Here is a 21,687-nt window from a genome sequence, read left to right on the forward strand (position 1 = left end):
TAAAGTACCAGCTCGACCACCGCTAGCCGTGCTCGCAAAAGCCTCCGACCTCCGGCGTGCCGACATGATTCCGCGTCATCGATAAGTGGCTAAGGAAATAACATGAATAGGCCGCAAGTCAGTGCTCGAACTTGCTTCGAGGAGGATACGCAGGCTGTGGACCCCACCCACGGACCTGCCGCTCGTCGTTCCGATTGCATGGCCGCCGGTTTCTGGCGCGCCCACGGGCGACGACGAGCATCCAGCTGAACGCGCCCCCCTGACGTGAGCTGCGCCTTCCTCCGGGAAGGCCGCGTGGTCGCGCGCCGGGCATCTTTCCATACGAATTCGTAGCTGACCGCGGTCGGCCGCGTGCTTGATCTTGGGCCGCTTTTTCTGGCGCTTCAGGCCAGGGAAGCTCGTTCGGTTTTTTCTTGAGGAGAATCCAAATGGCATCGATGATCCGGTCAGACCTCGAGTTCGTCCTTCAGCAAATCCTCATTGCGGAAGCGCATGCAGCGGGGGCGGACCTTTCGACGCTGGTCCCGAACACCTTCGTACCCTTCGGCCTGCGCACGGTAGACGGCACCTACAACAACCTGCTGCCCGGACAGACCGAATTCGGTGCCTCGGACAATCCCTTCCTGCGCCTGGTCGAGGCGGTCTACCGGAACGACGCCGATGGCGACACCTTCCCGGGCGTGACCAACACGGACTACGGCGCCACAGGCAACGTGGCGGATGCCGACCCGCGCGTGATCAGCAACCTGATCGCCGACATGACCACCGACAACCCGGCCGCAGTGGCTGCCTTCGTGAACGCCGGCCTGGGCACATTCGTCGACGGCGTGCTGCACTATCTGGACGGCGACGTGGTCGGCGCGGTGGTTCCTCCCAGCACGCTGCTGCAGATTCCCAATACCGCGCCCGATGCCGGCCTCTCGGCGCCGTTCAACTCGTGGTTCACCTTCTTCGGCCAGTTCTTCGACCACGGCCTGGACCTGGTCAACAAGAGCAGCACCGAAACCATCTTCATCCCGCTGCAGCCGGACGATCCGCTGTTCAACCCGAGCAGCCCCGGCACCAACTTCATGGCGCTGTCCCGCACGGTGACGGATGCCAACGGCGACCAGACCAACCAGACCACGCCCTTCGTCGACCAGAACCAGACCTACACCTCGCATGCATCGCATCAGGTGTTCCTGCGCGAGTACGTGATGACGCCCGGGCCGAACGGCCACCCGATCGCGACCGGCAAGCTGCTCGATGGCGCGGACGGCGGGCTCACCACCTGGGCCGACGTCAAGGCGCAGGCCCTGATGCTGGGCATCCGGCTCAACGACTACGACGTCTTGAACGTGCCGGAGCTGCGCACCGACGCCTACGGCAAGTTCATTCCCGACGCGAACGGCTTCGCCCAGGTCATCGTCGGCGCGGGCGCGGACGGCATCGTCAACACCGCCGACGATCTGGTGGCGTCCGGCACTGCCAGCAGCCCGATCGACACGCTGCTGGTCAACGCGCTGCGCACCGGCCACGCCTTCCTCAACGACATCGCGCACGACGCCAACCCGGTGAACAGCCAGGACGGCCACCTGATGGCTGCCGACGGCGACTCCGCGCTCGGGCTCTCGGCGCCGGGCACCTATGACGACGAGCTGCTCGCGCGGCACTTCATCACCGGCGACGGCCGCGGCAACGAGAACATCGCCCTGACGGCCGTCCATCACGTCTTCCATTCCGAACACAACCGGCAGGTCGACGAGATCAAGGCCACGATCCTGGCCACCAACGACAGCGCCTTCATCTCGCAATGGCTGCTGCCCGGCTCGAACCAGGCCGACGGCGTGCAGGCGCTGGAATGGAACGGCGAGCGGCTCTTTCAATCGGCCCGCTTCGCCACCGAAATGCAATACCAGCATCTGGTGTTCGAAGAGTTCGCGCGCAAGATGTCGCCGAACATCGACGAGTTCCTGGCTGACACCAACTACGCGACCGACATCAATCCAGCGATCGTCGCCGAGTTCGCGCATGCGGTGTTCCGCGTCGGCCACACGATGCTGACCGAGTCGGTGGACCGGCTCGATCCGAACTTCGTCGCCAACGACGTCTCCCTGCTGAACGCCTTCCTCAATCCGCTCGAGTTCAACGAGAACGGCACGCTCGCGCCCAAGGTGGCGGCCGGCGCCATCGTGCGCGGCATGACGCGGCAGGAGGGCAACGAGATCGACGAGTTCGTCACCGACGCGGTGCGCAACAGCCTGCTGGGCCTGCCGCTCGACCTCGCGGCGATCAACATCGCCCGCGGACGCGACACGGGCATTCCCACGCTGAACGCGGCCCGGCGCGAGTTCTTCGAGATGACGGCCGACCAGCAGCTCAAGCCCTACTCGAGCTGGGTCGACCTCACGCAGCACCTGAAGCACGAGGAATCGGTGGTCAATTTCATCGCCGCCTACGGCACGCATTCGGCGCTGACCGCGACCGACGTCGACACCGTCGACGAGAAGCGCGCGGTGGCCGCGGCCCTGGTGCTGGGCGGCAGCGCGGTGATCAACGCGGGCGGCGTGGGCGGCACCGAGCGCATCTTCGTCGCCGACAACAACGACCGTCACGACTTCCTGAACAGCACGGGCGCCTACGTGAACACCGCGGCCGGCGTCACGACGACCGGCGTCGATGCCATCGACCTCTGGATCGGCGGCCTGGCCGAGGAGCAGATGCCCTTCGGCGGCCTGCTCGGCTCGACCTTCAACTTCGTCTTCGAGACCCAGCTCGAGAACCTGCAGAACGGCGACCGCCTCTACTACCTCTCGCGCCTGGCCGGCCTCAACTTCCTCACCGAGATGGAGAACAACACCTTCGCCAAGCTGGTGATGGCCAACACCGATGCGACGCATCTGCCGGCCGACATCTTCTCGGCGCCGGGCTTCATCCTGGAGGTCGACCCGACCAGGCAATTCACCGGCCTCGGCGCCGACAACCGCGCCGATCCGACCGAGGGCGGCAGCGCGCTGGTCCCGCTGGTGATCCGCGACAACCCCGACACCGCGGGGCCCGACACCAACTACCTGCGCTATACCGGCGATGACCACGTCGTGCTGGGCGGCACCGCGGGCAATGACGTCATGGTCGCCAACATCGGCGACGACACGATCTACGGCGACGGCGGCAACGATCGGATCGAAGGCGGCGACGGCAACGACCAGATCGAAGGCGGCGACGGCGACGACATCATCACGGACCGCGGCGGCGACGACGTGCTCAAGGGCAATGACGGCAACGACGTCATTCACGGCGGCAACGGCTTCAACACCATCGTCGGCGGCAACGGCAGCGACTTCATCATCACGGGCGAAGACGTCTCGACGGTCTTCGCGGGCCAGGGCAACGACTTCGTGCTCGGCGCCAAGTCGAACCTTCCGACCTTCGGCAACGAAGGCCACGACTGGATCGAACTGGGCACGCAGGACGGCACCACAGGCGACAGCTTCGACCCCCTCAACCAGGACAACGTCATCGGCAATGACGTGCTGATCTCGGGCGGCGGCTTCGACGAACTGATCGGCGAAGGCGGCGACGACATCTTCACCGGCTCCGACGGCGAGGACCATTTCGACGGCGGCTCCGGCTTCGACTGGGCCAGCTACAAGTTCGACAAGTACGGCGTCACCGCCAACATGGTGGTCAACGACTTCATCGAACTGGGCATCACGCCGTCGACCGCCGGCATCCTCGACCGCTTTGCCTTCACCGAGGGCCTGTCCGGATCGGCCTTCTCCGACTTCCTGCGCGGCGACAACGAAGACGCCACCCTGATCGCGCAAGCCGGCTTCCACGGCAGCGTGCTGACCAACATCGACCTCATCACCGGGCTGCGAGACATCCTGCCCGAGGGCACGACCTCCTTCGGCGCCGGCAACATCATCCTCGGCGGCGACGGCGCCGATCTGATCGAAGGCCGTGGCGGCAACGACATCATCGATGGCGACGCCTGGCTCAATGTCCGCATCGCCGTGTCGAACCACGTGCCAAGGGTGGCGGGCGCGACGCCCATCACCAGCGTCGACAGCATGAAGGAGCTCGTGCCGTACATGCTCTCCGGCGAGATCAATCCGAGCCAACTGAGCATCGTGCGCGAGATCCTGCACTCGGACAGCGCCGACTTCGACACCGCCGTGTTCTCGGGCCCGCGCGGCAACTACACCGTCACCACCGGGACGGACGGCGTCACCACGGTCACCGACAACGTCGGCACCGACGGCACCGACACGCTGCGCAACATCGAGCGACTGCAGTTCGGCGACGTGGCCGTGGTCCTGAGCGGTACCAACAATGCGCCGACCGGCACCCTGGCGCTCAGCGACACCACGCCGCAAGTGAACCAGCTGATCAGCGTGTCGGCCTTCGGCTTCACGCCCAACAGCACCGCGGACGACGTCATCGATGCGGACAACGTCTCTGCAAGCAACCCATCGGGCAACCTGGCAGGCCGGGCCGTCGCCTACATCTGGCAATGGGAGCCGGTCCCCGGCTCGGGCATCTTCGAGGACGTCGACGGCGAGGTCGGCGACCTGCCCGCGACCCAGGAAGGCACCAGCTTCAGGATCAGGCCGGATCTCGAAGGCTTCTCGCTGCGGGTCAGGGCGGTCTACGAAGACGCCAACGGCGTGATGGAGAACGTGTTCTCGGCCGCCACCGCCCCGGTCGCTGCCGGCGCTCCCCTCACGCCGCCGGTCGATCCGCCGGAAGAGACGCTGGTCAGCAGCCCGGGCGTGCGCTTCATCCGTTCGGACCTCCAGTTCATCCTCGAACAGATCCAGATCTCCGAGCGGCACGCGGCGGGCGAAGACCTGCACGACATCCTGCCGAACTCTCGCGTGGCCTTCGGCCTGCGCACGGTCGACGGCTCCTTCAACAACCTGGTGCAGGGCCAGACCGAGTTCGGCGCCGCCGACAATCTGTTCCCGCGCCTGCTCGATCCAGCCTACCGCAATGACCTGGACGGCGACTCCATCGCCCTCGGCCCGGGCGACCCGCTGACCAACACCAACTACGCCGGCAGCGGCAATGTGGTCGACGCCGATCCGCGCACGATCTCCAACCTGATCGTCGACCAGACCGACCACAACCCGGCGACCGCTGGCCTCGGCACGAGCATCACGAGCCCGGGCCTGGACGGCCGCTTCGGCACCGCCGACGACACGCAGGTCAACTTCATTCCGAACACGGCAGCGGACGAAGGCCTCTCGGCGCCGTTCAACGCCTTCATGACCTTCTTCGGCCAGTTCTTCGACCACGGCCTGGACCTCGTGACCAAAGGGGGCAACGGCACCATCTTCGTACCGCTGCAGCCGGACGACCCGCTCTACGTCCCGGGCGGCAATGCCAACTTCCTGGTGCTGACGCGGGCCACGCAGTTCGCGGGCCCGGGTGCGGACGGCATCCTGGTGGACAACCCCGCCACCGCGGTCAACGAGGCCGCCGACAACACGATCGAAGCCCAGAACACCACGACGCCCTTCGTCGACCAGAACCAGACCTACACCTCGCATCCCTCGCACCAGGTCTTCCTGCGCGCCTACGAACTGGACGGCCAAGGGCATCCGGTCTCGACCGGCAAGCTGATCACCAATCGCGACCTGGGCCTCGATGGCAAGTTCGGCACCGCGGACGATACCGAGATCGGCGGCATGGCGACCTGGGGCGTGGTCAAGGCGCAGGCGCGCGACCTGCTCGGCATCGCGCTGACCGACCTGGACGTGCTCAACCTGCCGCTGCTGCGCACCGACGCCTACGGCAAGTTCATCCCGGCGGCCAACGGCTTCGCGCAGGTCATCACCGGCGCCGGCGCCGACGGCATCTTCAACACGGCCGACGACGTCGTGGTGGCGGGGAATCCGGCGGCACCGATCGACACTCTCGCGATCGGCGCGGTACGCACCGGGCACGCCTTCCTGAACGACATCGCGCATGCCGCCAGCCCGGTCAACGACCGCGGACAGGTGCTGACCGCCGACACCAACTCCACCGTGGGCGGCACCGTGGGCGGCGCCGACGCGACCCACTACGACAACGAACTGCTGGACGCGCACTACATCGCCGGCGACGGCCGCGCCAACGAGAACATCGGGCTGACGACAGTCCACCACGTGTTCCACTCGGAGCACAACCGGCTGGTGGAGCTCACCAGGGAAGTCGCCCTGGCATCGAACGATGTCGATTTCCTGAACCAGTGGCTGCTTTCGCCCGTCGCTGCCCTGCCGACCGACCAGGCCGGGATCAATGCACTGAACTGGAACGGCGAACGGCTGTTCCAGGCCGCCCGCTTCGGCACCGAGATGCAATACCAGCACCTGGTGTTCGAGGAGTTCGCCCGCAAGGTGCAGCCTCAGGTCGACATCTTCTTTGCCGCGACGCAGGTCTACGACACTGAAATCGATCCGTCGATCGTTGCCGAATTCGCGCACACCGTGTACCGCTTCGGCCACTCGATGCTGACCGAGACGGTGGACCGCTTCGACGCCAACTTCAACGTCGTGGGCGATCCCAATTCGGCGGACCCGGACCAGCAGCTCGGCCTGATCGCGGCCTTCCTGAATCCGCTCGAGTTCGCGGCCAGCGGCCCGACGCCTGAAGAGGCTGCCGGCGCCATCACGCGCGGCCTGACCCGGCAGCCCGGCAACCAGATCGACGAGTTCGTGACCGAGGCACTGCGCAACAACCTGCTGGGCCTGCCGCTCGACCTCGCGACCATCAACCTGCTGCGCGGCCGCGACACCGGCGTGCCCTCGCTGAATGCGGCGCGCCGCGACTTCTACGACGTCACGGGCGACAGCCAGCTCAAGCCCTATTCGAGCTGGGTGGATCTTCTGCCGCACCTGAAGCACCAGGCCTCGCTGATCAACTTCATTGCCGCCTACGGCACGCATGCGTCCATCCTGGCGGCCAACTCGGTGGCAGACAAGCGCCTGGCAGCGACCAACCTCGTGCTCGGGGTTTCGGACCCCAGCCTGACGCCGGAAGAGGTGGCCGCCTTCAATGCCGACCGGCTCGCCTTCCTGAACAGCACCGGCGCCTACGCCAACTCGTCGACCGGCGTGACCACCACCGGCGTCGATGACATCGACTTCTGGATCGGCGGCCTGGCCGAGAAGAACATGCCCTTCGGCGGCATGCTCGGCACCACCTTCAACTTCGTCTTCGAAGAGCAGATGGAAAAGCTGCAGGACGGCGACCGCTTCTACTACCTGGAGCGCACGCAGGGCCTGAACTTCCTGACGGAACTGGAGAACAACTCCTTCGCCCGCCTGGTGATGGCCAACACCGACGCCACGCACCTGCCGATGGACGTGTTCTCGACGCCGGCCTTCACGCTCGAGGTCGACCCGACCAAGCAGCTCACCGGCCTGGGCCCGGACGGACGCGACGACCCGGCCGGCGTCGTGCTCCGCAGCAACCCCGACGACCCGAGCGACCCGAACTACCTCCACTACACCGGCGAAGACCACGTGGTGCTCGGAGGCTCGAACCTGACGAACGACACCCTCATCGCCAGCGTCGGAGACGACACGGTCTATGGTGACGCCGGCAACGACCGGCTCGAAGGCGGCGACGGCAACGACTTCGTGATCGGCGGCGACGGCGACGACATCATGACGGACGTCGGCGGCGACGACAACATGCAGGGCGGCGACGGCAACGACGCGATCCACGGCGGCAACGGGCTCAACCTGATCCTCGGCGGCTTCGGCAGCGACTTCATCGTCACCGGCGAAGACGCCTCGGAGGCCTTCGGCGGACCGGGCAACGACTTCATCCTCGGTGCGCGCGCCAACGAGTTCGTGTTCGGCAACGAAGGCGACGACTGGATCGAATGGGGCATGGCCGACGGCAGCGCCGGCGAAAACTTCGATGCCTTCAACCGCGACCTGGCGACCGGCAACGACGTCTTCATCGGCAACACCATCTCCGACCGCATGGACGGCGAAGGCGGCGACGACATCATGGTCGGCAACGGCGGCAACCTCGATCGCTACGAAGGCTTCTCCGGCTTCGACTGGGCGGTCTTCAAGGACGACCAGTTCGGCGTGACCGCCGACTTCGAGCTGCGGGCCTTCGACGAAACGCCGGTGCCGCTGTCGAACGCGACGGTGCTGGCACGGTTCGTGTCCATGGAAGGCCTGTCCGGATCGCAGTTCGCGGACGTGCTGCGCGGCGACGCATTCGAAGCCGACGCCATCGCCCTGTCGGGCGCGCGGGGCAGCGTGCTGACCAACATCGGCCTCATCGACGGCCTGCAGGATCTGCTCAATCGCGCGCTCGACACGAACGTGACCTCGTTCGGCGCCGGCAACATCATCCTCGGCGGCGGCGGCAGCGACATCATCGAAGGCCGCGGCGGCGACGACATCATCGACGGCGACGCCTGGCTGGACGTGTGGATGAAGGCGCCCGATGGCCTGGGCGGCTTCGTGCGCGCCGACAACATGACCGAACTCATGGGACGCGTGTTCGCAGGCGACCTGAATCCGGGCGACATCAGCATCGTGCGCGAGATCCATGCCGGGAGCAGCACCGACTTCGACACCGCGGTGTTCACCGACATCGCCGCCAACTATGACTTCACCGAGACGAACGCAGCAGGCGACGTGATCGTCAGGCACCTGGTCGCCGGCGGCGACGGAACCGATGTGCTGCGCAACATCGAACGCCTGCAGTTCGCGGACCAGGCCTTCATCCTCAACGGCTCGGACGACCCGCCCACCGGCTTCCTGACGATCAGCGACACGACGCCGACCGAGGACCAGGTGCTCACAGCGTCGGCGCTGCTGGTGACGGATGCGGACAACATCAGCGCGACCAATCCGACCGGCGCCATCAGCCCCAATGCGATCGCCTACTTCTGGCAGGTCGAAGTGAGCCCGGGCATCTTCGAGGACATCCTCATCGAGAACGTCGGCGGTGAAGTGGCGCGAGCCAGCGGGCCGACCTTCACGCCGCGCGGCTTCGAAGTCGGTTCCGCGCTGCGCGTGCGCGCCGTCTACAAGGACGACCTCGGCGTGCTCGAGAACGTGTTCTCCGAACCCACGGCCCCGGTGGAGAGCAACAACGCCCTGCCGGTGGGTGTGCTGCGCATTTCCGACATCACGCCGACGGAGACTTTCGCGGTGCAGGCGATCATCGAGTTCACGGACGCCGACGGCCTGCCGACCGATCCTGCCGCGTTCCACTTCCAGTGGCAGCAGAGCACCACGCCGGGCGGCGGGGCGGTGTTCGCCAACATCGCGGGCGCGACCGCCGCCAGTTTCACGCCGGGCCAGGACCAGGTGAATCGGCAGCTGCGCGTGGTCGTGACCTACACCGACCTGCAGGGCCACCCGGAGATCGTCACCTCGGCGCCGACCGTGGTGACCGGTGATTCCATCATCGGCACCAACGCGGCCGAGATCTTCAACGGCAATGCCGGGCAGGACGTCATCATCGGCAACGGCGGCAACGACATCATCAGCGGCAATGCCGAAGACGACCTGCTCGACGGCGGGGCCGGCGCCGACACCCTCAATGGCGGCACGGGCGACGACACCCTGCTGGGCGGCGCGGGTGGCGACACCCTGAACGGCGACGCCGGCAACGACGCCATCACCGGCGGCGACGGCGGCGACACGGTCTCAGGCGGCGCCGGGGACGACCGCTTCATCGCCACCGCGGGCGACGGCAACGACAGCTACAACGGCAATGCCGGCACCGACACCTACGACCTTTCCGGGATCCTGGTGGCCGGCGGCGTCACGGTCACGGCGACGAGCGCGAACGGCGGCGGGACCGGAACCGATACGCTGAACAACATCGAGAACGTGATCGGCAGCCAGGGCAACGACAGCATCACGCTCGATGCAGGCGTCAACGTGGTCGACGGCCAGGCCGGCAACGACACCATCAGCACCGGCGCAGCCGCCGACATCGTGAACGGTGGTGCCGGCAACGACACCATCAATGGCGGCGCCGGCGCCGACACGCTCAACGGCAACGAGGGCGACGACACCTTCACCTACAACATCGGCGACGGCAACGACACCATCGACGGCGGCGACGGCAGCGACCGCGTGAACATCCTCGGTGCAGCCGGTGCCCAGACGCTGGCGGTGCTGCTGGCCGGCACGGCGATCTCGACCTTCGCGGGGGCGAGCGCCAGCAATGTCGAATCGTTCACGGCCAACCTCGGAGCGGGCAACGACCTGCTGAACTACGGCGCGACCACGACCGCGGTTGCCGTAGACCTGGTCGCCGGCACGGCCACCGGCTTCACCTCGATCTCGAACATCGAGGACGTGACCGGCGGCAGCGGCAACGACACGCTGTTCGCCGGCGCCGGCGCCAACGTGCTGACCGGCGGGGCGGGCGACGACACGCTCACCGGCGGAGCGGGCGGCGACACGCTCGCCGGTGGTGCCGGCAACGACACCTTCCGGGCGACACTGAACGACGGCAACGACTCGTACGCAGGGGGCGGCGGCAACGACGACACCTACGACGTCTCGGCCATCACGGTCGCAGTGAATGTCAACCTCGCGGCCGGCACCTCGTCGAGTGCGCAGACCGGCACCGACACGCTGGCGACCATCGAGCATGTCGTCGGCGGCTCGGCCGGCGACGTCCTGACCGGCAGCAACGGCGCCAACACCCTCGAGGGCGGCGGCGGCGGCGACACGATCAACGGCGGCGGCGGCGCGGACCTGATCGATGGCGGCGCGGGCAACGACGCCCTCAACGGCGAGGCCGGCCAGGACATCATCACCGGTGGCCTGGGCAACGACACCGTGAACGGCGGCGCCGCCGCCGACACCTTCGTTGCCACGCAGGGCGACGGCAACGACAGCTACACCGGCGGCGCAGGCAACGACACCTACACCCTGGCCGGCACTTCGAGCGGGGCGACGATCACGACCAATGCCGCAGGCAACGGCACCGCCACGAGCGCCGCCACCGGCAGCGACACGCTGGTCGCTGTCGAGAACTTCATCGGCAGCCAGGGCAACGACGTGATCAACGTCGACGTGGGCGCGAACGTGGTGGACGGGCAGGACGGCGACGACATCATCAACACCGGCGCCGGCGCCGACCGCCTGACCGGCGGCCTGGGCAACGACTCGATGAACGGCGGTGCCGGCAACGACGTCTTCCTGTTCGGTACCGGCTTCGGCCTGGACACGATCACCGGCTTCGCTGCCAATGCGCAGGACCGCATGGACCTGCAGGCGCTCGGCATCACCGCGCTCGACTTCGTCGATCGCGTGGACATTCTGGACCAGGGCGCCAACACGCTGGTCACGATCGACGACGTGAACACCATCACGCTGCTGGGCGTGACGGGCGACGGAACCAACGTCATCACGCAGGCCGACTTCATCCTCACTCCGTGACAAGGAGGAACATGCCATGGACGATGAAACCACCAAGGCAGCGGGCCCGCAGAAGCCCGCTGCCGTGAACGGCACGCAGGGCAAGCCGACTCCGGACAGGGGGCCGTCCGCACAGCAGCAGAACGCCCGGTCGATCTCCGATCCGCGCGAGGTCGCGACCCTGGTCATGGCGCGCATGAACATGGTCAACACCAAGAAGGACGAGTTGACGATCGCGATCAAGGGGCTGAGCGATGTGACCCAGCAGCTGGCACGCGCCTATGCGCAGCAGATGCTGGCCATGGAGCAGCTTGCCAGGCGCGTGAAGGCGCTGGAAGCGACGGCAGGCGCCAAGACGGGCGCAACGGCCGCGCACGACCAGCGGCCGCAGTAGAAGCCGTCGGAGCGAACGGCGAACGGCCTGGGAAGGCCATTGGAGGAGATTCGAATGAGAAACCTGTGGAGCGACCTGCGTCCGCTGCTGGGCTACATCGCGGCGTTCTCGTTCGTCATCAACCTGCTGTATCTCGCCCCTGCGTTCTTCACCCTGCAGGTGTTCGATCGCGTCATCTCGACCAGCAGCCACGAGACGCTGATCGTCCTGCTCGCGGGAACCGGCGCTGCGCTGCTGATCCTGATGCTGCTGGACTACGTTCGCACGCGGCTGCAGAACGTCGTCGGCATCCTGCTGGACGAGCGGCTCTCGCCGCCGGTCGTGAACGCGATCGTGGAGCGCGCGGCACGGACCCCGGGCGCAACGAAGACCGAGGGCATCCGCGATGTGGCGGCGCTGCGCTCGGTGTTCTCCGCCAACGGCCTGATCGCGGTGTTCGATGCGCCCTGGGTGGTGGTCTACGTGGCGGTGATCTGGATGTTCCATCCCGCGCTGGGCATCGGCGCCGCGTTCTCCGCCCTCCTGATGCTGGCCCTGGCCTGGCTCAACGACCGGGTGAATCGCCAGGCGCTCGAGAAGCTGCAGAACGAAGGGCGGCGAGCATCGCACTACGTGGAGAGCTCGCTGCGCAATGCCGAGGTGCTGCAGGCCCTGGGCATGACGCAGCGCCTGCTGGTGCGCTGGCGCACGCTGCAGGACCAGGTGGCGGCGATGCAGACCCGCGCCAGCCGCAGCGGGGCCGCCTTCACCACCGGGACCAAGGCGGTGCGCCAGGCGATCCAGATCCTCATGCTGTCGCTGGGCGCCTACCTGGTGCTGAGCCAGCAGGCCTCCGGCGGCATCATGATCGCGACCAGCATCCTGCTCGGCCGCGCGGTGCAGCCCGTGGAGCAACTGGTGGGAAGCTGGCGCCTGCTGATCGAGGGCCGCGCGGCCTATCGGCGGCTCAGCGAACTGGCGAAGGATTTCGACAGCGGCGTCCTGCGCGTCGTGATGCCGCGGCCCGAAGGCCGACTCGCGGTGGAGAACATCACGTACCGGGCGCCGGGCTCGGAGACGCTGGTCCTCGCGAGCGTCGGCTTCGGCCTGGCACCGGGCGAGGCGCTCGCCATCGTGGGCCCGAGCGCTGCCGGCAAGTCCACGCTGGCCCGCCTGCTGACGGGCGTATGGACGCCCAGCAGCGGCCACGTGCGCCTGGACGGCGCCGATGTCTCCTACTGGCCGCGCGAGCAGCTGGGCCCCTACATCGGCTACGTGCCCCAGGACGTCGAGCTGTTCGACGGCACCGTGGCCGACAACATCGCGCGCCTGGACAAGGTCGATTCGGAAGCGGTCGTCGCCGCCGCGCTCCGGGCCAATGCGCACGAGATGATCCTGACCCTGCCGAAGGGCTACGACACGCCGGTGGGAGAGCACGGCGCGCGGCTTTCGCCCGGGCAGCGCCAGCGCGTGGCGCTCGCGCGCGCCCTCTACGGCAACCCGCAGCTGGTCATCCTCGACGAGCCGAATTCCAACCTGGACGGCGCCGGGGAGATCGCGCTCGCCCAGGCGATGAGCGCGTTGCGCGACGAGGGCGTGACATCGGTCGTGGTGACCCATCGGCCCTCGCTGATCGCCCATGTCGACAAGATCCTGGTGCTCGCGGCCGGCCGCGTCCAGCAGTTCGGGCCGGCAGGCGAAGTAATGAAGGACATGCAGCGCCAGGCCCAGGTGATGGTCGGCCAGAAGGCCGCCTGACGAGCGAAACGAGGACTTGCAGGCCATGAACACCGCCACACTCCGACCCGCTGCGAACGACACGCCCAGCAGCAGCGCGGTTCACGCCAGGCGCCTGGTGCGCGGCGGCTGCTGGATCATCGTCGGAGCGATCCTGCCGATGGCCCTGTGGATGAGCTTCGCGCCGCTGTCGATGGCGGTGGTGGCGCCAGCCTATGTGAAGGTCGATCTCAACCGGCGACCGGTGCAGCACCTGGAAGGCGGCACCGTGCGCGAGGTCCTGGTGCGCGACGGCCAGCGCGTGAACGCCGGCGATCCGGTGCTGGTGCTGGGCGACGTGCGGGTGGATGCCGATCGCAACCGGCTGAACTACCGGGTTCAGATCGAACGCGTCATGCTGGTGCGCCTGGAGGCCGAACAGGCTCTTGCCAAGATGCTCGCCTTCCCGGGCGAGCTGGCGCAGGCGGCCGATCAGGACGAGCGCATCCGCCAGGCCCTCGCCAAGGAGAGCGCGCTGTTCCAGGCCCAGCGCCATTCCCTTGAAAGCGCGACGACGCTGATGAAGACGCAGCGCGACCGCGTGCATCAGGAAATCGTCGGGGTCAACGCGCAGATCGCCCAGGCGGAAAACTCGCTGGCGCTGCAGCGCAGCGACCTGGAGGCCAACCGCGGGCTGATCAAGGAAGGCTTCATTTCTGCCAGCCGCATCTCGCAGCTCGAATCGGTGGTGATGGAGTACGCGGCCAAGCTCGAGGAGCGGCGCACGGAGCTCGCGCGTGCCGCCCAGCGGCTGGTGGAGATCGACCTGCGCATCCAGTCGATCCGCAACGAATACGTCAAGGCGGCGAGCGACCAGCTCAAGGCCACCACCCAGCGCCTGGGCGAGATCGAGCAGGAGCAGCGCAAGTCGGACGACGCCGCCCACCGGCAGGTCGTGGTCGCGCCGGCCAGCGGCGAGATCATCGACATGAAGTTCAACTCGCCAGGCGCGGTGGTGGGCCCGGGCGAGGCGATCGCGGACATCGTGCCGAGCGACACGCAGCTGATGATCGAGGCGCGCATCCGTCCCGAAGACATCAGCAACGTGCACGTCAACCAGCGCGCACGGGTGAAGTTCACCGCCTTCAAGTACCGCAACACGTCGATGGTGACCGGCAAGGTCACCTACGTCGCCGGCGACCGCCTGATCGAGAAGCAGACCGGCCTGCCCTACTACAGCGTCACGATCATCGCCGACCCCGATTCGCTCAAGTCGATCGAGGAATTCAAGCTCCAGGCGGGCATGCCCGCCGAGGTCTACATCCAGGGCGCCACGCAGACGGCGCTCCAGTACCTGGCCGAACCCATCATGTCGACCCTGCGCCGGGCCGGGAGACAGATGTAGCGGTCGTTCTTTTTCAAAGAGAGGTGTACATCATGCGCAAAGAATCCACACGACGCTTGCCCGCGACTTCGGACATCGACGGCAAGCGACGCAGCTTCCTGAAGGCTTCGGTGGCCGCAACGGCGGCAGCGCCCCTGGTGCTGACGCCAAGGAAGAGCGAGGCGCAGGTCGCGCCGCTGCTGCCCAGCCCGGCGACCACGCCATGGGCCGAGGAACTGCCCACGGCGATCACGCCGCTATCGGCGCTCGATGCGCTCGACCCCATGCCGATGACCAGCGCGAACACCGGCGGTGGCGAGTGCGGGCGCGCCGATCACCAGCGCTACGATGAACTCTGCGTTGCCGGCAAGGCCGGGCGGCCCCTGCTGTACCAGCTGACCGCCAAGGAGAACCCGAACTGGGTGTTCAACCCTGCGTATCCGCCGCAGGCCATCTGGGGCTACGCAGGCAACATGGACACGGTCGCGACCACCCCGGGCCCGACGTTCCATGCGCGTTACGGCCAATCGGTGATCGTTCGCATACGCAACGAACTGCCGGCGAACCACACCGGATTCGGCTCGCCGGAAATCTCCACGCACCTGCACAACATGCACACGCCTTCGGAAAGCGACGGCTTTGCAGGCGACTTCTACAGTGCGACGCTGAAGGGCCCGACCTTGACCCGAGCCGGGAGCTTCAACGACCATTTCTATCCCAACCTCTATGCCGGACTGGACGAATTCAGCGCGACCAGCGCGATCGGCGATTCGCGCGAAGCCCTGGGAACGCTCTTCTATCACGACCACTCCGAAGGCGTGACGGCCCCGAACGTGCTGAAGGGGCTGATGGGCCGCTACATGATCTTCGACGATCTCGACAGCGGCAGCGAAGACAGCGGCCTCAAGCTGCCGAGCGGAGCCTACGACTATCCGCTGAGCTTCTCGGACAAGCGCTTCGATGCCAACGGCCGGCTGTTCTTCGATGAGCTGAATCCGGAAGGCGTGCTGGGCGACAAGATCACGGTCAACGGCAAGATCGAGCCGGTGCTGCGGGTGGCGCGCCGCAAGTACCGCTTCCGGCTGCTCAATGGCGGGCCCACGCGCTTCTACGAGTTCTACCTGCAACACAAGAACCGCACCACGTCGTACGGCTACACCATCATCGCCAACGACGGCAACCTGCTGCCGGCCCCGCTGGCGAATCAGTTCAGGGTCAGGATCGGCCCGGCCGAGCGCGCCGACATCGTCATCAACTTCGCCAACTTCCCGCTGGGCACGGAGCTCTTCCTCGTCAACCAGCTGGTGCAGACCGAAACGCGCCAGCCCAGGGATGCGCAGGCACCCGGCACCCAGCTGCTGAAGTTCATCGTCGACCGCGAAGCGCCCGACACTAGCCTGGTGCCCGCATTGCTGCGGCCGCTGCGCGACCTGCCCTCGGCCGCGGAACTCGCGGCGCTGCCGGTCCGGCGCTTCGTGTTCTCGCGCACCAACGGCAACTGGGCCGTCAACGGCCAGTTCTTCAACTCCCTGCTGCCCAGGGTCTCGGTGCCCAAGGGAAATGCCGAGATCTGGGAACTCGTCAATCCGGACAACGGCTGGCAGCACCCGATCCACATCCACTTCGAAGAGGGCCGCATCCTGAGCAAGACCGTGAATGGCGTGAACGTCGCCATCCCGCCCAACGAGCGGGGGCGCAAGGACGTCTACATCCTCGGTCCGGCCCAGACGATCAGGGTGTTCCTGCGCTTTCGCGACTTCTACGGCAAATACATGATGCATTGCCACAACCTCACGCACGAGGACCACGCCATGATGCTCCGGTGGGACATCGTGTGAAGACCATCGGCGACATGACGCAAGCACATCGAATCGAAGGAGGTTCCCCATGAACAACCGCAGATACCTGCTCGCCGGGCTCGGTGCCGCCGCGCTGGCCGCACTCGACACCGGCGCCATCGCAGCCGAGGCGACGCCCGCGACCCGTGGCGGGCGGCGGATTCCGGACGTCGAACTCAAGACCCACACGGGGTCCACGGTCAACTTCTATCGCGACCTGGTCCGCGGCAAGGTGGTCGCGATCAACATGATGTACGCGGATTGCGAAGGCATCTGTCCGCTCATGACCAACAACCTGGTGCGCGTGCAGGAGCTCCTGGGCGACCGCATCGGCAAGGACATCTTCATGTACTCGATCACGTTGCGGCCCGAGCAGGACACGCCGCGGGATCTCGCGGAGTACGCGGAGATGCACGGCGTGCATCCGGGCTGGCTGTTCCTGACCGGGACGCGGGCGAACGTCGAGGCCGTGCGTCTCGCGCTCGGCTTCTTCGATCCCGATCCCAAGGTCGACAAGGAGTCCACCCGGCACACCGGCATGCTGCGCATCGGCAATGACGTCATCGATCGCTGGGGCATGGCGCCGGCGCTGGCGGCGCCCGAGCAGATCGTGAACTCGATCCTGCATGTCGATCGCAAGGCCGGCTGATCACGCCGGAACCGTGCGTCCGCGGGGAGAGTCTGCGAATCGGGCTCGACCATCAGGGGTTCGCAGCGAGTTCAATCGTTCGGCGCAGCGCCGGTTCGGCGGAACGCCTTACCCGCGTCCGCAGTAGGCAGACTCACGCAAGCCGGCTCCGAAGCCATACTGGCCCTGCCACGAATGGAGGTCGCAAATGGCCCAGCATGCAATTTCAGCGGTTCACTACGCAGGCGACGAGATCGATCTGGTCGCCGTTCATTCGGTCGTCGAGAAGGAGTTCGGCACGACAGGGCTGGCCCTCGGCCCAGCCCGGCGGATCAGCGTCCGGGACTGCGTGGAGCTCCTGGCGGCGGGCGAAGAGGTTTGCCTGGTGCAACGAACCGACAGCCACGGATGGAATGTCAGTTGCGATGTCGAGCTCCTGCCCGGCGGGCGCGGAATCACCGGCGTCGACATCGTCGGACGGCCGACCGACTCGCTGCGGCAGCTGCCGTCGTGGGGGTGACGGCCGCCGCACCGTACCCGGTGCGGGGCATGAAGAAGTCGAACCGAAAGTCGCGGATCAGCTCGTGAAGAACGCCAGCAAGTCCGGGTTGATGATGTCCGCGTGGGTGGTGAGCATGCCGTGCGGGAGGCCCTTGTACACCTTGAGCGTGCCATTCTTCAGCAGCTTGATCGACTTCAGTGCCGCATCGGCGATCGGCACGATCTGATCGTCGTCGCCGTGCAGGACGAGCGTGGGCACCGTGATCGCCTCCAGGTCGGCCGTCTGGTCGGTCTCGGAAAAGGCCTTGATGCCCTCGTAGTGCGCCTTGGCGCTGCCCATCATTCCCTGACGCCACCAATTCTGGATCACGCCCTGGTAGACCTTGGCGCCTTCGCGGTTGAAGCCATAGAACGGACCGGCCGCCACGTCGAGGAACATTTGTGCCCGGTTGTCTGCCACCCCCTTGCGGAAGCCGTCGAAGACCTCGATCGGCAGGCCTTCCGGGTTGCCCGCGGTCTTGAGCATCAACGGCGGCACCGCACTCACGAGCACCGCCTTGGCGGCACGGCCACTGGGCTGGCCATGCTTCGCGACGTAGCGGGCGACCTCGCCGCCGCCGGTCGAGTGGCCGACGTGGAAAACCTTGCTCAGGTCGAGCGCCTCGACCACCGCGAAGGCATCGGCGGCGTAGTGGTCCATGTCATGGCCATCGCTGACCTGCGCCGAGCGCCCGTGGCCGCGCCGGTCGTGCGCGATCACCCGGTAGCCCCGCTGTACGAAGAACAGCATCTGCGTATCCCAGTCATCGCTGGAAAGCGGCCAACCATGATGGAACATGATCGGCTGGCCGTCCTTGGGTCCCCAATCCTTGTAGAAGATCTCTACGCCGTCCTTGGTCTTGATCGTGCTCATGTCGTGATGGCCTTTCTGAAATTCGGTTGGGTTCGAGTGACGCGCCAGACGCGGGTCACGCGGCATTCTGCACGGATGCTCCAAGCAAGTCTTGCACCATGCGCGCGCGGTTTGAACATATGCGCGGGCTCGAAGGCTCCGGCGAGCGACGCCGTACCAGCAGCAGTTCCCGCGTCACAATCTTCGCCCATGACGATGTCACCTTCCCACTCGAAGCATCCGGTCGGCAGCATCTTGCTGGCCACCGACCTGAGCTGCCGGTCCGATCGAGCGCTGGACCGTGCCCTCCTGCTGGCGCATCGCTGGCGCGCCCGCCTGGTCGTCGCCACCGTTCTCGAGCCCACCGCGACGCCGGGCGGCTTGCGCGAGCGGGGCGCCGAGCAGCGCGAAGCCGAACGGCGCATCAGAGCCGACGCGGCGCGGGACGACATCGACATCTCGGTGCGCGTGGAGCGCGGCGATCGGGTTGCCACCTTGCTGGCCATCGCCGACGAGGAAAACTGCGGCCTCATCGTGGTCGGCGTCTCGAAGCACGAAGGCATGGGACGCGCGGTCGTCGGCTCCACCATCGACGCGCTGCTCGGCCGCTCGACCGTGCCCGTGCTGGCAGTGCGGCAACGCGCCCGCCGCCCCTACGAGGAGCTCATCGTCGCCAGCGATTTTTCTTCGGCCTCCGGACATGCGCTGGAGCAGGCGGCGCGCCTGTTCCCGACGACCGCCCTCAGCGTGTTCCATGCACTCGAGCCCGGCCCTTCGCTCGCCACGGCGGCGGGCGCCACGAAGGACGACGACGCCCGCCTGGTGCAGGCCCGCCAACGGGGCGATGCGCAGCTGGCCGCAACCGCCCTGCCTGCGGCCCTGCGGGAGCAGGTGCGCTTCATCTTCAGGGAGGGTGATGCGGGTCGCCTGCTGGAAGCCCACGGGCAGGCCCGCTGCGACGACCTGATCGTGCTGGGAACGCATCCGCGGCACCGTTTGCTGAACCTCCTGATCGGCAGCGTCGCGCAGCGGATTCTCGAGCGCGCCGAGAACGACGTCCTCTCGATCGCCGAGGCACCCACCCCGTCCGCCTGAGCGCTGCGCCGTTGCGCCGGACCCCGGTCAGCCGGCGTCCGGGCCAGCCGGTCGGGCCGGCTTGGTCAGCGGCGTGGGCTTCACCCGGTTGCTGTGCATCAGTTCCAGGCCGGCCTTGATGCCACCGGTCATCTGGAGCGCGAGCCGCTCCTCGTCGCGACGCAGCACCTCGGCCGCGATGCCCGCTGCCTCGTGCGGCGGAACGCCGATGGCGCGCAGGGCCGCCTCCCCGAATTCGCTGGCACCGGCAAAGGTCTCGCGCACCAGGAAGTCGACGTTCTTCGACATCAGTTCGAGTGCATGTCCGCGGTCGAAGGCGCGCACCAGCAGCTTGGCCTGCGGAAAGGAATGCCTGGCGAGCTCGACGATCTTCAGCGCCGCCTCCTTGTTGTCCACGCAGATGGCGATCGCCAGCGCGGTCGCCGCGCCCGAAGCGTGCAGCACGTCGAGTCGGCTGCCGTCGCCGTAGTAGACCTTGAAGCCGAAGCTCTCGGCGCTCTGGATCATCTCCGTGTCCATGTCGATGATGGAGACCTTCACGCCGCGCGCAAGCAGGGCCTGGCTGGCAACCTGTCCGAAGCGGCCGAAGCCGATCATCAGCACGTTGCCCGACAGGCCGGCCGCCGCGTCGATGCCCTCGACCTTCGCTGCGCCGCGCGGCAGCATCCAGCGCAGGCCGCCGACGGCCAGCGGCGTGAGTGCCATGGAGAGGATCACGATGGCGGTGAGGGCCGCGTTGGCCGGGCCATCCAGCAGGCCGGCAGCCACGGCCGTGGAATAGAGGACGAAGGCGAACTCGCCGCCCTGCGCCATGAGCACCATGCGGTGCAGGGAGTCGGAGTGGCTGGCGCCGAACAGGCGCCCCACCCCGTAGATGCCCACCGCCTTGACGACCATGAACACGGCGACGCCGCCCAGCACCTGCGGCCAGTGCGTGACGAAGATGCCGAGGTCGAGGGCCATGCCGACGCCAAGGAAGAAGAGCCCCAGAAGAATGCCCCGGAACGGCTCGATGTCGGCTTCGAGTTGGTGGCGGAAGGTGGATTCGGACAGCATGACGCCGGCCAGGAAAGCGCCCATGGCCATCGACAGGCCGCCGAACTGCATCAGCAGCGCCGCGCCAAGCACCACCAGCAAGGCGGCCGCGGTCATGACCTCGCGTGCATGCGATGCGGCGAGCAGGCGGAACAGCGGGTTCAGGAGCCACCGCCCCGCCACGGTCACGATCGCCACCGCGGACAACGCCAGCGCGACGGTCTTCCAGGTCGAAACGCCGGCGGCGGCTTCGTTCGGCGACAGCATGGCGACGATCGCCAGCAAGGGCACGATGGCCAGGTCCTCGAGCAGCAGGATCGACACCACCTTCTGGCCGCGCGGCGAGGCGGTCTCCCCGCGTTCGTCGAGGATCAGCATCACCGTCGCGGTGGAGGTCATGACGAAGCCCATGGCCGCCACGAAGGCCACCGGGGTGTTCAGGCCGGCAAGGACACCGACGCCGGTCAGCAGGGCGCCGCAGGCGACCACCTGGGCCAGCCCGAGCCCGAAGATCTGGCGCCGGAGGCTCCACAGCCGGGTCGGCTGCATCTCCAGGCCGATCACGAACAGGAACATGACGACGCCGAGTTCGGCGACATGCAGGATCGCCTGCGGATCCGAGAAGAGGCCCAGACCGAAGGGTCCTATGGCCAGTCCGGCGGCCAGGTAGCCCAGGACCGAGCCGAGGCCCAGCCGCTTGAACAGCGGCACGGCCACGACGCCCGCACCGAGCAGGACGACGACCCTCACAAGTTGCTCGCTTCCGGCTTCAACTGACAATTTTTCTCTCCCGCTCAGGGTTGAATGGACCCCAGACGGGACGAAGCCGCCGTTTGTACTACAG

General features: G+C 67.1%; 10 protein-coding genes. 8 read left to right on the forward strand and 2 right to left on the reverse strand.

Features of this window, described 5'->3' with window-relative positions:
• The first annotated feature begins 428 nt into the window (after nt 1-428).
• The 7 genes from QTI45_RS12090 (at nt 429) to QTI45_RS12120 (ending at nt 17,840) form a co-directional block, all read left to right on the forward strand.
• Entirely contained in the window at nt 429-11,402 is a 10,974-nt protein-coding gene (locus QTI45_RS12090; protein ID WP_286654517.1) for a peroxidase family protein, read from the forward strand.
• 16 nt (nt 11,403-11,418) lie between these two features.
• Nucleotides 11,419-11,775, forward strand: coding sequence for a hypothetical protein (locus QTI45_RS12095; protein WP_286654518.1), 357 nt, complete (start codon nt 11,419-11,421; stop codon nt 11,773-11,775).
• 54 nt (nt 11,776-11,829) lie between these two features.
• The gene (locus tag QTI45_RS12100; protein ID WP_286654519.1) at nt 11,830-13,512 is read left to right on the forward strand and encodes a type I secretion system permease/ATPase; all 1,683 of its coding nucleotides are present in this window, start codon (nt 11,830-11,832) and stop codon (nt 13,510-13,512) included.
• 25 nt (nt 13,513-13,537) lie between these two features.
• Complete coding sequence (locus QTI45_RS12105; protein WP_286654520.1) at nt 13,538-14,875, forward strand: HlyD family type I secretion periplasmic adaptor subunit; 1,338 nt, start codon at nt 13,538-13,540, stop codon at nt 14,873-14,875.
• Nucleotides 14,876-14,907: 32 nt separating this feature from the next.
• A complete protein-coding gene (locus tag QTI45_RS12110) occupies nt 14,908-16,692 on the forward strand; it encodes a multicopper oxidase family protein (RefSeq protein ID WP_286654521.1) in 1,785 nt (594 codons plus the stop codon).
• Between the two features lie 49 nt (nt 16,693-16,741).
• Nucleotides 16,742-17,341: an SCO family protein gene (locus tag QTI45_RS12115; protein WP_286654522.1), complete on the forward strand. Its 600-nt coding sequence runs from the start codon at nt 16,742-16,744 to the stop codon at nt 17,339-17,341.
• Between the two features lie 187 nt (nt 17,342-17,528).
• Nucleotides 17,529-17,840 (forward strand): hypothetical protein, encoded by a 312-nt coding sequence (locus tag QTI45_RS12120; protein ID WP_286368621.1) that lies wholly within the window; start codon nt 17,529-17,531, stop codon nt 17,838-17,840.
• Nucleotides 17,841-17,897: 57 nt separating this feature from the next.
• Here the strand turns inward: QTI45_RS12120 and QTI45_RS12125 are convergent, their stop codons facing one another.
• A complete protein-coding gene (locus QTI45_RS12125; RefSeq protein ID WP_286654523.1) occupies nt 17,898-18,734 on the reverse strand; it encodes an alpha/beta fold hydrolase in 837 nt (278 codons plus the stop codon).
• A gap of 189 nt (nt 18,735-18,923) precedes the next feature.
• On the opposite strand from QTI45_RS12125, the gene QTI45_RS12130 reads away from it, so the two are divergent.
• Nucleotides 18,924-19,808, forward strand: coding sequence for a universal stress protein (locus QTI45_RS12130; RefSeq protein ID WP_286654524.1), 885 nt, complete (start codon nt 18,924-18,926; stop codon nt 19,806-19,808).
• Nucleotides 19,809-19,835: 27 nt separating this feature from the next.
• On the opposite strand, the gene QTI45_RS12135 is transcribed toward QTI45_RS12130, so the two are convergent.
• Nucleotides 19,836-21,623, reverse strand: coding sequence for a monovalent cation:proton antiporter-2 (CPA2) family protein (locus tag QTI45_RS12135; RefSeq protein WP_286654525.1), 1,788 nt, complete (start codon nt 21,621-21,623; stop codon nt 19,836-19,838).
• Between the last annotated feature and the right edge of the window lie 64 nt (nt 21,624-21,687).

This window comes from Variovorax saccharolyticus, from assembly GCF_030316765.1.
GTDB lineage: Bacteria > Pseudomonadota > Gammaproteobacteria > Burkholderiales > Burkholderiaceae_C > Variovorax > Variovorax saccharolyticus.